General features: G+C 74.4%; 13 protein-coding genes. 8 read left to right on the forward strand and 5 right to left on the reverse strand.

Annotated elements, in window-relative coordinates:
* The first annotated feature begins 43 nt into the window (after window positions 1-43).
* Window positions 44-2,251, forward strand: coding sequence for a catalase/peroxidase HPI (gene katG, locus RF640_RS13300; protein WP_368828136.1), 2,208 nt, complete (start codon window positions 44-46; stop codon window positions 2,249-2,251).
* On the opposite strand, the gene RF640_RS13305 is transcribed toward katG, so the two are convergent.
* Window positions 2,220-3,722: an FAD-dependent monooxygenase gene (locus tag RF640_RS13305; protein ID WP_368828137.1), complete on the reverse strand. Its 1,503-nt coding sequence runs from the start codon at window positions 3,720-3,722 to the stop codon at window positions 2,220-2,222. The two genes, katG and RF640_RS13305, sit on opposite strands and share 32 nt — an antisense overlap.
* A gap of 380 nt (window positions 3,723-4,102) precedes the next feature.
* Between RF640_RS13305 and RF640_RS13310 the strand changes: the two genes are divergently transcribed.
* Together RF640_RS13310 and RF640_RS13315 are read left to right on the forward strand one after the other, a co-directional pair.
* Entirely contained in the window at window positions 4,103-4,717 is a 615-nt protein-coding gene (locus tag RF640_RS13310) for a class I SAM-dependent methyltransferase (RefSeq protein WP_368828138.1), read from the forward strand.
* 49 nt (window positions 4,718-4,766) lie between these two features.
* Complete coding sequence (locus tag RF640_RS13315) at window positions 4,767-6,239, forward strand: YdiU family protein (protein ID WP_368828139.1); 1,473 nt, start codon at window positions 4,767-4,769, stop codon at window positions 6,237-6,239.
* Between the two features lie 15 nt (window positions 6,240-6,254).
* Here RF640_RS13315 and RF640_RS13320 read toward each other — a convergent pair whose 3' ends face one another.
* The gene (locus tag RF640_RS13320; RefSeq protein ID WP_368828141.1) at window positions 6,255-6,989 is read right to left on the reverse strand and encodes a hypothetical protein; all 735 of its coding nucleotides are present in this window, start codon (window positions 6,987-6,989) and stop codon (window positions 6,255-6,257) included.
* A 166-nt stretch (window positions 6,990-7,155) separates the two neighbouring features.
* On the opposite strand from RF640_RS13320, the gene RF640_RS13325 reads away from it, so the two are divergent.
* A complete protein-coding gene (locus RF640_RS13325; protein WP_017834626.1) occupies window positions 7,156-7,368 on the forward strand; it encodes a hypothetical protein in 213 nt (70 codons plus the stop codon).
* A 105-nt stretch (window positions 7,369-7,473) separates the two neighbouring features.
* On the opposite strand, the gene RF640_RS13330 is transcribed toward RF640_RS13325, so the two are convergent.
* Window positions 7,474-8,586, reverse strand: a complete 1,113-nt coding sequence (locus tag RF640_RS13330; protein ID WP_368828142.1) for an excalibur calcium-binding domain-containing protein — start codon at window positions 8,584-8,586, stop codon at window positions 7,474-7,476.
* 190 nt (window positions 8,587-8,776) lie between these two features.
* Here RF640_RS13330 and RF640_RS13335 point away from each other — a divergent pair, with 190 nt between their 5' ends.
* Window positions 8,777-9,340: a hypothetical protein gene (locus tag RF640_RS13335; protein ID WP_136341694.1), complete on the forward strand. Its 564-nt coding sequence runs from the start codon at window positions 8,777-8,779 to the stop codon at window positions 9,338-9,340.
* Window positions 9,341-9,413: 73 nt separating this feature from the next.
* Here the strand turns inward: RF640_RS13335 and RF640_RS13340 are convergent, their stop codons facing one another.
* Window positions 9,414-10,652, reverse strand: a complete 1,239-nt coding sequence (locus RF640_RS13340; RefSeq protein WP_368828143.1) for an FG-GAP repeat domain-containing protein — start codon at window positions 10,650-10,652, stop codon at window positions 9,414-9,416.
* 371 nt (window positions 10,653-11,023) lie between these two features.
* Complete coding sequence (locus RF640_RS13345; protein ID WP_368828144.1) at window positions 11,024-11,491, reverse strand: ArsI/CadI family heavy metal resistance metalloenzyme; 468 nt, start codon at window positions 11,489-11,491, stop codon at window positions 11,024-11,026.
* 254 nt (window positions 11,492-11,745) lie between these two features.
* Here RF640_RS13345 and RF640_RS13350 point away from each other — a divergent pair, with 254 nt between their 5' ends.
* From RF640_RS13350 to sufU, 3 genes are all read left to right on the forward strand, one after another.
* Entirely contained in the window at window positions 11,746-11,976 is a 231-nt protein-coding gene (locus tag RF640_RS13350; RefSeq protein ID WP_017834631.1) for a hypothetical protein, read from the forward strand.
* 67 nt (window positions 11,977-12,043) lie between these two features.
* Window positions 12,044-13,333, forward strand: a complete 1,290-nt coding sequence (locus RF640_RS13355; protein ID WP_368828145.1) for an aminotransferase class V-fold PLP-dependent enzyme — start codon at window positions 12,044-12,046, stop codon at window positions 13,331-13,333.
* Window positions 13,330-13,794 carry a Fe-S cluster assembly sulfur transfer protein SufU gene (sufU, locus tag RF640_RS13360; RefSeq protein WP_035929092.1) on the forward strand — a complete coding sequence of 155 codons (465 nt, stop codon included), beginning with the start codon at window positions 13,330-13,332 and terminating at the stop codon, window positions 13,792-13,794. Before RF640_RS13355 ends, sufU begins: the two co-directional genes overlap by 4 nt.
* Window positions 13,795-13,812: the final 18 nt, after the last annotated feature.

Raw genomic sequence — 13,812 nt, forward strand, 5'->3', positions numbered from 1 at the left:
CCGCCGGCCCCGGACCGGTACCGCCATCCTGGAAGGAAGACCCATGTCCCAGACGCCTGATGCTCCCGTGCACGGCAGCGAGAGCGAGAACCCGGCGATCGACGCGCCCACCCCCAAGACCGGTCAGCCGCGGACGGTCCAGGACTGGTGGCCCAACCAGCTGGACCTGAACGTCCTGCGGAAGCACTCGACCACGACCGACCCGCTGGGCCCCGACTTCGACTACGCGAAGGAGTTCGCCACGCTCGACGTCGAGGAGCTCAAGCGCGACCTCGTCGAGCTCATGACCACCTCGCAGGACTGGTGGCCCGCCGACTTCGGGCACTACGGAGGGCTGTTCATCCGGATGAGCTGGCACTCGGCCGGCACCTACCGGATCGCGGACGGCCGCGGGGGAGCCGGGGAGGGCGCCCAGCGGTTCGCCCCGCTCAACAGCTGGCCGGACAACGCCAACCTGGACAAGGCCCGGCGCCTGCTGTGGCCGGTCAAGCAGAAGTACGGCCGGAAGATCTCGTGGGCCGACCTGCTGGTGCTCGCAGGGAACGTGGCGCTCGAGTCGATGGGCTTCCGGACGTTCGGCTTCGGCTTCGGGCGCGAGGACGTGTGGGAGCCCGAGGAGATGTTCTGGGGCCCGGAGGACACCTGGCTCGGCGACGAGCGCTACGCCGGCGATCGCGAGCTCTCGGGCCCGCTGGCCGCGGTCCAGATGGGACTGATCTACGTCAACCCCGAGGGCCCCGGCGGCAACCCCGACCCGCTCGCGTCCGCCCGGGACATCCGCGACACGTTCGGCCGCATGGCCATGAACGACGAGGAGACGGTCGCGCTCATCGCCGGCGGGCACTCCTTCGGGAAGACCCACGGGGCCGGGCCCGCCGACCACGTGGGCCCCGAGCCCGAGGCGTGCCCGGTCACGGGGCAGGGCCTGGGCTGGAGGAGCAGCTACGGGACGGGCAAGGGGCCGGACACGATCACCAGCGGTCTGGAGGTGACCTGGACCAGCACCCCGACCCAGTGGGGCAACGGCTTCTTCGGCAACCTGTTCGGCCACGAGTGGGAGCTGACCGAGAGCCCGGCGGGGGCCCACCAGTGGGTCGCCGAGGACGCGACCGAGACCGTCCCGGACGCCTTCGACCCGGGGCGGAAGCACCGGCCGACGATGCTGACGACCGACCTCGCGCTCCGGGCGGACCCGGTGTACGAGAAGATCTCGCGGCGGTTCCACGAGCACCCGGACGAGTTCGCCGAGGCGTTCGCCAAGGCCTGGTACAAGCTGCTGCACCGCGACATGGGCCCGGTCACGCGCTTCCTGGGGCCGTGGGTCCCGGAGCCGCAGCTGTGGCAGGACCCGGTCCCGGCGGTCGACCACGAGCTGGTCGGGGACGAGGACGTCGCCGCCCTGAAGGAGACCCTCCTCGGCTCGGGGCTGACCGTGGCGCAGCTGGCCTCCACGGCGTGGGCCTCCGCGGCGAGCTTCCGGGGCACCGACAACCGGGGAGGGGCCAACGGCGCCCGCATCCGGCTCGAGCCGCAGCGCGGCTGGGAGGTGAACGAGCCGGGGCGGCTGGCCGAGGTGCTGCGCGTCCTCGAGCAGGTCCGGGAGGACTTCAACGGCGGTCGGTCCGACGGCACGAGGATCTCGCTGGCCGACCTGATCGTGCTCGGCGGCTGCGCGGCCGTCGAGCGCGCGGCCCGGAACGCCGGTCACCCGGTCCAGGTCCCGTTCCGGCCCGGGCGCACGGACGCCGCGCAGGAGCAGACCGACGTCGAGTCCTTCGCGGTGCTCGAGCCGCAGGCCGACGGCTTCCGGAACTTCGTGCAGTCCGACGTGCGGCTCTCGCCCGAGACGCTGCTGCTCGACCGCGCGTACATGCTCAACCTCACCGCCCCCGAGATGACGGTCCTGGTCGGCGGCATGCGGAGCCTGGGGACGAACCACGGGCAGTCGGAGCACGGTGTCCTCACCCACCGGAAGGAGGCGCTGACCAACGACTTCTTCGTCAATCTCCTCGCCGCCGGCACGGAGTGGAGGGCGTCCGAGGATTCGGAGGAGGTCTTCGAGATCCGCGATCTCGCCACGGACGAGCTCAGGTGGACGGCCACCGCCGCCGATCTGGTCTTCGGCTCGCACTCCCAGCTGCGGGCGATCTCGGAGGTCTACGCGAGCGACGACGCGCAGGAGAAGTTCGTGCGCGACTTCGTCGCCGCGTGGGTCAAGGTCATGGAGCTCGACCGGTTCGATCTGCGCTGACGGCACGGTGACCGGCCGGCGGGCCGCACCACGTGGTGAGCGCGGCCTCGAGCCCTGACGTGTCGCCCTCGCCCACCCAGGCCACGTGCCCGTCCGGCCGGATGAGCACCGCGGTGGGCGGGGTGACCGGCCCGAGCACCGGGAGCTCCCAGCGGCCGTGGTGCGCGGCGATGACCCGTCGCACGCGGTCCGCCCAGGGCCCGATGTCGACACCGCCGGGCGTGCCGAGCTCGAGCAGCACCGGCCGTGCCGCGTGCAGGAGGGCGAAGACCCGCGCCGGGCCGCCGGCCGTGCGGAGGTCGAGATCAGGCATGCGCCGCCCGAGCAGCGGGTGTCCCGCGCCGAGGTCGTAGTGGATGTCCAGGCCGGACATCGTCGCCGCGTACCGCCGGCGCGGCTCGTCCATGGCCAGGAGCTCTGCGACCGTCTCGCCCACGGCCCGGACGCGGTCGTCGGGGCGGCGCAGCGCGACCTGCGCCATGGTGAGGCGCAGCACGCGGGCGGCCACCGGGTGGCGTTCGGCGTGGTAGCTGTCCAGGAGGTCCTCCGGTGAGGTCCCTCCGACGACCTGGGCCAGCTTCCAGCCCAGGTTCACCGCGTCCTGAACCCCGGTGTTGAGGCCCTGCCCACCGTCCGGGGCGTGCACGTGCGCGGCGTCGCCGGCCAGCAGGACGCGCCCGTTCCGGTAGGACGCCGCCTGCCGGGTCGTGTCGGTGAACCGCGTGATCCAGGTGGGGCTGTGCACCCCGTAGTCCGTCCCGTACACCGCGACGAGCGCCGCGCGGAGATCGCGCAGGGTGGGCTCGCGGCCGGGCCCCACATGGTGCTCGGTCACCATGACCCCCGCCGGCCCTCCGTCCTGGGGCGGGCGGAAGGCGTGCTTGCCGACGGCGTCCTGGTGGATGCCCCACTCCGGCTCCTCGGCCAGCTCCACCTCGGCGAGCAGACTGCTCGTCGTCGGGTCCCACCCGGGGAACCCGATGCCCGCCGCCTTCCGGATCCGGCTCCGCCCTCCGTCGCACCCGACGACGTACTGCGCCCGCAGCGGCCGGCCGTCGGCCGGCTCGACGTCGACGCCCGTGCCGTCCTGGGCCACGCCCGTCACCTCGTGCCCGTAGCGGACCGGCACCCCCAGCTCGCCGATCCAGCCGGCCAGGAGCCGTTCGATGTGGTTCTGCCACAGCGCTAGACCGTAGGGGTGCCGGGTGGGGAAGTCGCTGAGGTCCAGGGGGGTGCCGGCGAACCCGGCGACCTGGGCGGTCGTGCCCTCAGCGAGGAACCGGTCGGCGACGCCGCGCTGGTCGAGGACCTCGATGGTCCGCGCGTGCAGCCCGCCGGCGCGCGAGCCGACGAGTTCCTGACCGGTCCTCCGCTCGAGGACGACGACGTCGACCCCCGCCAGCGCCAGCTCTCCCGCCAGCATCAGACCCGTCGGCCCGCCGCCGACGACCACCACCTCGTGCTCGTCCATCTGCTGCCCCTCCGTCCGCAGGTGCCGCTCCCGGCCCGAGCATTCTGCGGCCCGACCGGGGTCTTGCCGCAAGCCCCCCGGCGCGCTGTAGCCTGAAAACGGAGGGAAGAGGGCGGGCCCGGTCACCGCCGGTCAGAGCAGTCCGCCGATCTGGCCCGCCGTCTCCTGCAGCGCGGGCACGCGGCGCCGCCCTTCATCACGGGGGCGAGCATGACCCGTGTCGGCTGGCTGGCCGGCGGCAAGATGGTGGTCCACCCCAACCGCGACGTCGACGACGACGGCAACCACCCCGTCAACCGGGTCGCGGAGCTCGAGGCCCCGCAACGGGCCCGCCGCGACCGGACCGCGGGAGGCCGCCTGGCGGGCGGTACCCTGGCCGTGTGGTCGAGCAGAGCATGTGGATGCAGAAGGTGCGCGCGGATCCCGGGCACTCGTCGTGGTACGTCGAACGGTTCCGGGCCATGGCGGCCGCCGGTGAGGACGTCGTGGGGGAGGCGCGGCTGGTCGAGGCCATGGTCCCGCCCGGCTCCCGGATCCTCGACGCCGGGTGCGGTCCCGGCCGGCTGGGCGGCCACCTGCACCGCCGCGGGCACACCGTCGTCGGGGTCGACGTCGACCCCGCGCTGGTCTCCGCCGCCCAGGAGGACCACCCGGGTCCCCGGTGGCTCGTGGGGGACCTGGCCGAGCTGGACCTGCCCGCCCGGGGCGTCCCGGAGCCCTTCGACGCCGTGGTGTGCGCCGGCAACGTGATGGCCTTCCTGGCCCCCAGCACGCGCCTCGAGGTGCTGCGCCGTCTCCGCCTCCACCTGGCCGCCGACGGCCGGGTGGCCGTGGGCTTCGGCGCCGGCCGCGGCTACCCGTTCGCGGAGTTCCTGCAGGACGCCGAGCGGGCCGGGCTCGTGCCCGATGTGCTGCTCTCCACCTGGGACCTGCGCCCGTTCCGGGCGGACAGCGACTTCCTCGTGGCCGTGCTGCGGACCGCCGAGCACTCCTGATCCCGCGGACCCCTCGGCGGCGACGGGTCCGCGGGGTACCGTGGACGGTGTGAGCACCGCAGCCCTGTCCACCGTCACCTTCGAGAGCCGCTTCGCCCAGGAGCTGGGGGAGCTGTCCGTGCCCTGGCGGGCCGACGACGTCGCCGAGCCCCGGCTGCTGGTGCTCAACGAGCCCCTGGCCGCCGACCTGGGACTGGACCCGGAGTGGCTCAGCGGCCCGGAGGGCGCACGCCTGCTGGTCGGCAACCTCGTGCCGCCGGGGGCGACACCGGTGGCGCAGGCCTACTCCGGGCACCAGTTCGGCGCGTTCTCCCCGCGCCTCGGCGACGGGCGCGCCCTGCTGCTGGGCGAGATCGTGGACGCCGGCGGCCGCCGGCGGGACCTGCACCTCAAGGGCTCCGGGCGGACGCCGTTCGCGCGCGGCGGCGACGGTCTCGCGGCGATCGGGCCCATGCTGCGCGAGTACATCGTCAGCGAGGCGATGCACGCCCTGGGCGTCCCCACCACCCGGTCCCTGGCCGTGGTGGCCACCGGGCGGCAGGTGCGCCGCGAGACCCTGATGCCGGGGGCCGTGCTCGCCCGGGTGGCGAGCAGCCACCTGCGCGTGGGCACCTTCCAGTACGCCCGCGCCACGGGCGACCCCGACCTCCTGCGCCGGCTCGCCGACCACGCCATCAGCCGCCACCACCCCGGCGCCGCCGGCGCCGAGCACCCGTACCTCGCGCTGTTCGAGGCGGTCGTCGCCGCCCAGGCCTCGCTCGTGGCCCGGTGGATGCTCCTGGGGTTCGTGCACGGGGTGATGAACACCGACAACACGACCATCTCGGGGGAGACCATCGACTACGGGCCGTGCGCGTTCCTGGACGCCTTCGACCCGGCCGCGGTCTACAGCTCGATCGACCACGGCGGGCGCTACTCCTACCGGAACCAGCCGGTCGCCGCGCAGTGGAACCTCGCCCGGCTCGCCGAGGCCATGCTGCCGCTGCTGGACGAGGACCAGGACCGGGCGGTGTCCCTGGCGGAGGGGGCGCTCGGGGCGTTCGCGCCGCAGTACAGCGCGGCCTGGTCCGCGGGGATCCGCTCGAAGCTCGGCCTGCCCGAGGACCTCGACGACGAGGTCGCCTCGTTCCTGGTCGACGACCTGCTCGTGCTGCTCCAGCAGAACCGCGTCGACTGGACCTCGTTCTTCCGCGCCCTCGCCGGGACCGCCCGCACCGGCGCGACCGCCGCGACCGCCGCGCGCGACCTGGTCCTCGACCTGCCGGCCTTCGACGCCTGGGCCGAGCGCTGGCTCGCCGTGGGGCCGGACCCCGAGGCGATGGACCGCGTGAATCCCGTGCACATCCCCCGCAACCACCTCGTGGAGGAGGCCCTCGCCGCCGCCGTGGACGGCGACCTCGACCCGCTGGGACGGCTCCTGGAGGCGGTGACCGCCCCCTACGAGGAGCGTCCGGGCCTGGAGCGCTACGCCGCCGGCCCCCCGGAGGACTTCGGCGCCTACACGACCTACTGCGGGACCTGAGGCGCCGGCCCGCGGTCAGCCGCCGATGTACTCCCCGGTCACGCTGTCCACGGTGCCGTTCTCGATGCCCGTGCACTGGGCGGCGCCGGCCTCCGTCACCGGGTCGTAGTTGATGCAGAAGGCGTCGTAGTAGGGCACCCCGCTCCGCCACGCGGCCAGTGCCTCCTCGTAGCTGAACTTCGCCGGGAAGGGCACGGCCCCGACGTCCGTGCTGACCTGCACCTGGCAGGTCCCGGGGCCGCCCGGGGCGAAGGCCAGGAGCTGCCCGACGGTGTCGACGACGTCGATCCGGTCCTGGCCGGTGCTCATCGCTGACTGGTAGGCCCGGCAGATCTCGACGGCCACGGCGCGGTCGTTCGTGTCCGCGGTGAGCCGGTGCACGAGACCGCCGCCCGGGGCCGCCTGCTGCTCGATCCCGGACACGGTCCCGGCGTAGGGCTGTCCTTCGGGCGTCGTGGAGAAAGCGGACCACGCGTCGGCGGGCACGGGCTCCGCGGGCGCGGGCTGCGCCGGCGACTCCGCGGCCGGCTCCTCGTCGGCGTCGTCGGGCTGCTCCGCGGGCTCCGCGGACGCGGGGGGCTCCGTGGGCTCGGGGGTCGGCTCCGGCGTCGGCTCCGGGGCCGTGCCCGTGGGGGAGGGCGAGGTCCGGGCGGCGGGGGTGTCCTCCTGGACCGGGGGGTCGCCGGCGCAGCCGGCCAGGGCGAGACCGGACGCGAGGAACAGACTGGTGACGACGGCCTTCGTGCTCATGGGGTGCCTCTGCTTCGCTGGGGGGCGGGGTTCCCACTGTAGGCGGGCCGGGCGGCGAACCGGGGTGGCCCGCCGGAGAGTTGCCCACCCAAGAGGGGTCAGACGGGGAGGGGCGGGCCGTGCCACGATGCGGAGGGCATGCCGCAGAACTGTGAAGGGGGCCGCTGTGCCGCACCAGATGACGCTGATGTTCCTCAACATCGCGCTGACCCTCGTCCTCGTCGTGTCGTGCTATCTGTACCTGGGCGGCGGGCGCTGGTGGTTCCCGTGCCTGTGGTTCGTCGGCATGGCCGCGGGGTCCCTGTGGGACGCGCTGCCGCGCCGCCGCGCCGCGGAGTTCGCCCGCCGCGCCGGTGGTCGGACCGCCTGGCAGGGCTGAGCGCGGCCGCGCGTCCCCGGCGCCGGCCGGCGGCGGCCGCGGGGACGGTGGGGGCGGCGACGCAGCGGGTGGCGTCCGTCGTGCGGTCCCCGTCCCGCTGTCGTCCTACTCGCACGCGACGCCGTCGGAGTCGCCGTCCATGGCCTCGCGGTAACCGGGCTCCCCGCGCAGCAGCGGTGCGGCGCCGGCCTCCCGGGCGGCCGTGCAGTTGGCGTAGTGCACGTCCGCGGGCACGGGAGCCTGATCGGCCGGGGCCTTCTCGACGGGCGCCGGGGCGGCCCCGGCGCCCCCGGGGATGTCGCCGAACGGCGTGCCGCCGGGCAGCTGCTGGTCGGGGCAGCCGGAGAGCACCTCGGCCATGGCGGTCCTCTCCGGGGCGGTGACCCACAGGCCGTAGCGGGTCTTCACCGCGATCTGGACGGCCACCATCTCGCAGGCGAAGGCCCGGTTCGAGGGCAGCCACCGCGAGGCGTCCTGGTCGGACTTCGAGCCGTTGGCCGGGCCGTCGACCGCCAGCAGGTTCAGCGGGTCGTTGGCGAGGGCCACGCGGTCGGCCGGGGAGAGCCGGCGCGCCCCGGTGACCCAGGCGTTGCCGAGCGAGACCACGTGGTCCACCTGGACGTCGGCGGAGGTCACGACCCCGCGGACGAAGTCGATGGACGCCCCCGTGTACGGGTCGGCGAGGGTGCCGGTGTCGACCCTGCACCCGTCGGCGGAGGTGATGCCGGTCAGGTCCCGGGCCAGGACCTCGTTGCGGGAGTCCTCGCAGTCGCCGTCGGCGTCGATCCACCCGCCGAACAGGGCGTCGCGGTCGTAGTCGGACATCGTCCCGGCGGCGGCGACCGGGAGGTCCTCCAGGGCGAGGAACGCCCCCGAGGGCGGGGCGACGGCCCGGACGGGGGTCTCCGACGGCTCCGGGGCGGAGCTCGGCGACGGGGTGACCGTGGTGACCGTCCCCGGTGTCCTCGAGGCCGTGGGCGAGGGCGTGCTGCCGGGCTCGGCGCTCGGGGAGGGGGCGGCGGGCACCGTCGTCACGGTCCCCGGGACGGGGCCGGGGGCCGGGTCGGTGGACGCGGTGCTTGACGCGCAGCCCGCCACCAGCCCGATCGCCAGGACGAGGTGCAGCGGCCCCGCCACGATCCACCGGCCCGCGGCGACACCGCGGCGGGACGCCGGGTCCGCTCCCGGGGCAGGCGAGGGGAAGAGGGTGTTGCGCATGGTGCTCCTGGGGGGACGAGAGGAAGTGCGCCTGGGGGAGGGCACGCGTCGGGGGATCGCGCGGGGCACCCTCCTGTTCTACGTGCGGTGCCCGTCCGGCACCGCACGGCGCGCCGCAGAGGACGGCGGCCCCCGCGTGTGTGACGCCGGAGGTCACCGCGCCGTCCGGGGACGCCCGCGCCATCCCCGGATGAGGGGTCAGACACGCGGGGTCGCCGGGTGCGAGGATGCGGTCACGGGGATCGTCGAACGGGGGGAGGGCCTCGTGCTGACCGTGCGCGACAGGCTGCTCCTGGGGCTCTGGCTCCTGCCGGTGGCCCTCGGTCTCGTCGTGGGGCTGTACGTCGGAGACGACGACGGCACCGTCATGCTGTTCGTCACCGGTCTCGTCGCGGCCCTCTACGTGGCGGTGCTGGTCAGCACCGTCCACACCGCGCGACGCCGACGGATCGAGCCCGCCGCCGAAACCGCCCCGGAGCCCCCGGGGCACCCGGAGCACCTTGGGCACCCGGAGCACACAGAGCCGGCCGCCGGGCACGGCCCCGGCCCCGACCCGCCGGGGGCACCCGGGGAGTCCGGCCGCGCGCTCGCCGCGTCGCGCGTCCTGCCGCTGGTGCTCGCCGTCTCCGCCGCCGTCTACGTCGTCGCGGAGGGCGGCTGGACCTTCGTGGTGGTCGCCGTGCAGCTCGTCACCGTGATCACCATGGCCGCCTACGTGCACGAGCGCGGCGCGGAGCCGAAGCCCGTCACGTAGCACGGCCCCGTCCCTGTCCGTGCGGACGGGGGCGGAGCCGTGGCCCGGCCGCGACGGATCGCGGCCGGCGGGCTCACGAGAGCTGCACGTACGTGGCCGAGTGCCCGAAGCCGACGACGTCGTCGCGGCCGTCGCCGTTGACGTCACCGAGCAGGCGCGGATACCGGTCCTCCGTCCACCCCTGGTCGTAGCCGAAGGCGGCGACCTTCAGGTACACCGGGGCGAAGGTGCCGTCCGCCCGGCCGTGGGCCACGTGGACCCCGGCGTTGCCGAAGCCCACCAGGTCCTGGATGCCGTCGACGTTGATGTCCGCGTGGGTCCGCAGGTGCCGGTCGCCCCGCCACCCCTGGGCCTGGCCGAAGTCGTTCACCCGCAGTGCCACGCCGGTGTAGTTCCCTCCGTTGAGCGAGTGCGCCACGGAGACCCCGGAGTAGCCGAAGCCGATGATGTCCGCCGCGGCGTTGCCGGCGGGGTTGACATTGACGTCGGCCAGCATCCGCGGGTGCTGGTCCACGCGCCAGCCCTGGGCGTAGCCGAAGTTGCGGATCTCCAGCGCGGGCTGGGTGAACGTGTCCCCGAGCGCCGAGAAGTAGGAGACGTACGTGCCGGCGTCCCCGAAGCCCACGATGTCGGCGGTGCTGTTGCCGTCGACGTCCGCGAGCATCCGGGGGTTCTTGTCGACCCGCCAGCCGCGGTCCCAGCCGTAGCTGTCGATGCGCTTGCCGGTCCCGGTGAACGTCCGGTTGGACAGTCCGTGGGAGACGGTGACGCCCGCGTGCCCGAAGCCCACGATGTCGGCGGTCAGGTTGCCGTTGAGGTCGGCGAGCTCGCGCGGGTGCCGGTCGACGCGCCAGCCCTGGTTCCAGCCGAAGTCACGGACCTTGAGCTGCGGCGCGGTGAAGCTGCCGTCGCCCTGGGAGTAGGCCACGTAGACGCCGGCGTCGCCGAAGCCCACGATGTCGTCCCGGCGGTCGCCGTCGACGTCCGCGAGCGTGCGCACGTGCCGTGCGCCGGACCAGCCCTGCGCGGTGCCGAAGTCGCGCACGCTCATGCGCGGCGCGCCGAAGGTGCCGTCGGCCCGGCCGAAGGCGACCTGGACGCCGGCGCCGCCGAAGCCGACGACGTCGGCGCGGCCGTCGCCGTTGACGTCCGCGAGCTCGCGCACGTGCTGGTCGGTGCGCCAGCCCTGGGCGTAGGAGAACATGGGCTGCGCGGTCGCGGCGTGGGCGGGTGCGCCCACGGCGAGCCCGGCGGTCGCCAGCACGGTGGCCGACGCGCCGGTGAGCACGCGCGAGAGGAGTGGGTGTTTCATGGCGGGTCCCCGAGGTCATGAGACGGATCGTCGGCACGGGCGCCGGTGGCGCGTGCCGGAGTCCTCGGCCGGCCCCCGGCCGGCCGGGAGACGTCCCCCGGGACGCGGTGCGCCCCCGGGGAACCGGTGGCACCGGGAACGACGTCCCGGCGCCGAGGCGCAACAGCTGAGGGTGTCAGTTTACTCCTGCAACCAGGTGGTCACCAGGGGCGTTCCCTTTCGTGACGCCATTGGACGGCCCGGTCCACGGGGCTGTCCCGGCCACCACCCCGGCCACTGCTCCGGTCACCGCTCCGGCGGTGCGGCGAGGGCTGTCCTGCGCCCGCCGCGGTCGGCGGCACCCGCCGGAGTCGCCGACCGCGGCGGGTCCGTCACGGGCTGACGGGCTCCGGCCGGGGGTCGGAGGTGCAGCACGAGCCGTCGCCGCCCACCTCGGAGAGCTCCCGGCCGGTCCTGCCCTCCAGGTCGGGCCGGGCGTCGGCGGTGACGGTGTAGACCTCCCACGGCTCCCGGCCCGGTCCGGTCACCCAGACCTTGTCCTGGACGGCGTAGCAGCAGGTGGTCTGCTCCTCCGGGCTGGTGGCCAGGCCGGCGTCGGCCAGGCGCTGCGCGGCCGCCTCGACGATCTCGGTGCTCTCCACCTCCACGCCGAGGTGGTCCATGCGGGTGTCGTCACCGGGCTCGCCCTCCAGCAGCACGAGCTTCAGCGGCGGCTCCGCGATGGCGAAGTTGGCGTAGCCCGGGCGCCGTTTGGCCGGGGCCGTGCGGAACAGGGTGGAGTAGAACTCGATGGAGCGCTCGAGGTCGGCCACACGCAGGGCGAGCTGGACTCTGGACATGACGGGTTCCTTTCGGGTGCGACGAACGCTCCTTGGTATCGACGTCCGTCTATGTGGAAGAGTGCCACCAGCATCGATGGTCGTCAATACGTCCGGGCGTTCTCCTGACAGGCCGCCCACCCGGTCGCCCCGTGGGCCGCCGTCGTCCCGTACCGCCGGCTGGGGCTCCTCGCGCACCGTTCCGGGTTCGCCTTCCGCGGACCGGCGGGAGATCATGGGGGGAGACGGCCCGGCCCGCCACCCGGAAGGACACCATGCGCAAGCACCAGCACGCCGACGACGATGAGCCCCGGCGCAGCCTGTTCCGGCGCTTCGACGACTTCGCCATGCGGTTCTACGGGCCCGCCGTGCGCAGTCCCCGCGACCTCCGGGGCCAGGACCAGCCCAGCGAGCAGACGCAGCAGTGGTACCAGGACCTGCAGGACGAGTTCGTGGTCGAGAAGGACGCGAACGGCAACACCTATCTGCGCCCCCGCCACCGGTAGCCCGCCCGTGACGCCGGGAGGCGTCCGGCCGGAGAACCCCGGGGCCCGGGCCGTACAGTGTCGGAGCATGGAAGGAAACCACGTGCTGCCCCTGACCGATCCCGAGGTGCGTGCGCTGCGGGAGGACTTCCCGCTGCTGGCCGGCAGCCCGTCGGTCTACCTGGACTCCGGGGCGACCTCGCAGAAGCCCCTGGCCGTCCTGGACGCCGAGCGGGACTTCTACCTGCACCGCAACGCCGCGGTCCACCGCGGCGCCCACGCCCTGGCCGTGGAGGCCACCGACGCCTACGAGGAGGCCCGCCGGGTGGTGGCCGGGTTCGTGGGCGGCACCGAGCGGGAGCTGGTGTGGACCTCCAACGCCACCGAGGCGATCAACCTGATCACCTACTCCTTCTCCAACGCCTCGGCCGGACGCGGGGGGCAGGACGCCGCCCGCTTCCGGCTGGGCCCCGGCGACGAGATCGTCACCACGGAGGCCGAGCACCACGCCAACCTCATCCCGTGGCAGGAGCTGGCCGCCCGCACCGGGGCCGCCCTGCGCTGGATCCCCGTCGATGAGACCGGCGCCCTCGATCTCGGGGCCGCTGTCGAGGTCATCGGCGAGCGCACCCGGGTGGTGGCCTTCAGCCACGTCTCCAACGTCACCGGTGCGATCACCGACGTCGCCCGTCTCGTCGAGCTGGCCCGGGCGGCGGAGGCACTGACCGTGCTGGACGCCTGTCAGTCGGTGCCGCACCTGCCCGTGGACCTCCCCGCCCTGGGGGTCGACTTCGCGGTGTTCTCCGGGCACAAGATGCTCGGTCCCACCGGCATCGGAGCGCTGTGGGGGCGGTCCGAGCTGCTGGACGCGATGCCCCCGTTCCTCACCGGCGGATCCATGATCACGAAGGTCACGATGGAGTCCGCCCGCTACCTGCCGGCCCCCACCCGCTTCGAGGCCGGCACCCAGCGGGTCGCCCAGGCCGTGGGCCTGGCCGAGGCGGTGCGCTACCTGCAGGGCATCGGGATGGAGCGGGTCGCCGCCCACGAGCACGAGCTGGGGCAGCGGCTCGCGGTCGGTCTCGCCCAGCTGGAGGGGATCCGGCTGATCGGCCCGCCCCCGGGTGCGGAACGGGTGGGTCTGGCGGCCGTGGACGTGGCGGGGGTGCACGCCCACGACGTCGGGCAGGTGCTGGACTCCGCCGGGGTGGCCGTGCGGGTGGGCCACCACTGCGCCCAGCCGCTGCACCGGGCGCTGGGGCTGACCGCCAGCACGCGGGCCAGCGCCTACCTGTACAACACCACCGCCGACGTCGACCGGTTCCTGGCCGAGCTCGCCGGGGTCCGCGGCTACTTCCGCTTGGAGAACACGCGATGAGCGCGCTGGACGGGATGTACCAGGAGGTCATCCTCGACCACGCCAAGCGGCGCTCCGGCGAGGGCCTGGCCGCCCCGGCACCCGGGCACGGGGCCGGGGAGTCCCACCAGTACAACCCCACATGCGGCGACGAGATCACCGTGCGGGTCGAGCTCGCGACCGGCCCCGGGGACGCGGAGCCGGTGGTGACCCGACTCAGCTGGGAGGGCGAGGGCTGCTCGATCTCCATGGCCGCGGCCTCCGTGCTGGCCGAGACCGCCCCCGGGATGACGCGGGCCGAGCTGGTGGAAATGATCGGCGCGTTCCGGGACCTCCTGCGCTCGCGGGGCACCGTGGTCCCCGACGAGGAGGTCCTCGGCGACGCCGCCGCCTTCGCCGGGGTCTCCCGGTTCGTGGCCCGCGTCAAGTGCGCCATGCTCGGCTGGGTCGCCGCCGAGGAGGCCCTCGACCGCGCCGGCTGAACGGCTCCCGGCGCCACC

Source organism: Kocuria sp. CPCC 205231, from assembly GCF_040980965.1.
GTDB classification, from domain to species: Bacteria; Actinomycetota; Actinomycetes; order Actinomycetales; family Micrococcaceae; genus Kocuria; species Kocuria rosea.

Coding starts and splice junctions, on each gene's coding strand:
- RF640_RS13330 (WP_368828142.1), bottom strand. CDS start 8,586: ATGCGCAACACCCTCTTCCCCTCGCCTGCCCCGGGAGCGGACCCGGCG.
- RF640_RS13305 (WP_368828137.1), bottom strand. CDS start 3,722: ATGGACGAGCACGAGGTGGTGGTCGTCGGCGGCGGGCCGACGGGTCTG.
- RF640_RS13335 (WP_136341694.1), top strand. CDS start 8,777: ATGAGGGGTCAGACACGCGGGGTCGCCGGGTGCGAGGATGCGGTCACG.
- RF640_RS13350 (WP_017834631.1), top strand. CDS start 11,746: ATGCGCAAGCACCAGCACGCCGACGACGATGAGCCCCGGCGCAGCCTG.
- RF640_RS13340 (WP_368828143.1), bottom strand. CDS start 10,652: ATGAAACACCCACTCCTCTCGCGCGTGCTCACCGGCGCGTCGGCCACC.
- sufU (WP_035929092.1), top strand. CDS start 13,330: ATGAGCGCGCTGGACGGGATGTACCAGGAGGTCATCCTCGACCACGCC.
- RF640_RS13345 (WP_368828144.1), bottom strand. CDS start 11,491: ATGTCCAGAGTCCAGCTCGCCCTGCGTGTGGCCGACCTCGAGCGCTCC.
- katG (WP_368828136.1), top strand. CDS start 44: ATGTCCCAGACGCCTGATGCTCCCGTGCACGGCAGCGAGAGCGAGAAC.
- RF640_RS13320 (WP_368828141.1), bottom strand. CDS start 6,989: ATGAGCACGAAGGCCGTCGTCACCAGTCTGTTCCTCGCGTCCGGTCTC.
- RF640_RS13355 (WP_368828145.1), top strand. CDS start 12,044: ATGGAAGGAAACCACGTGCTGCCCCTGACCGATCCCGAGGTGCGTGCG.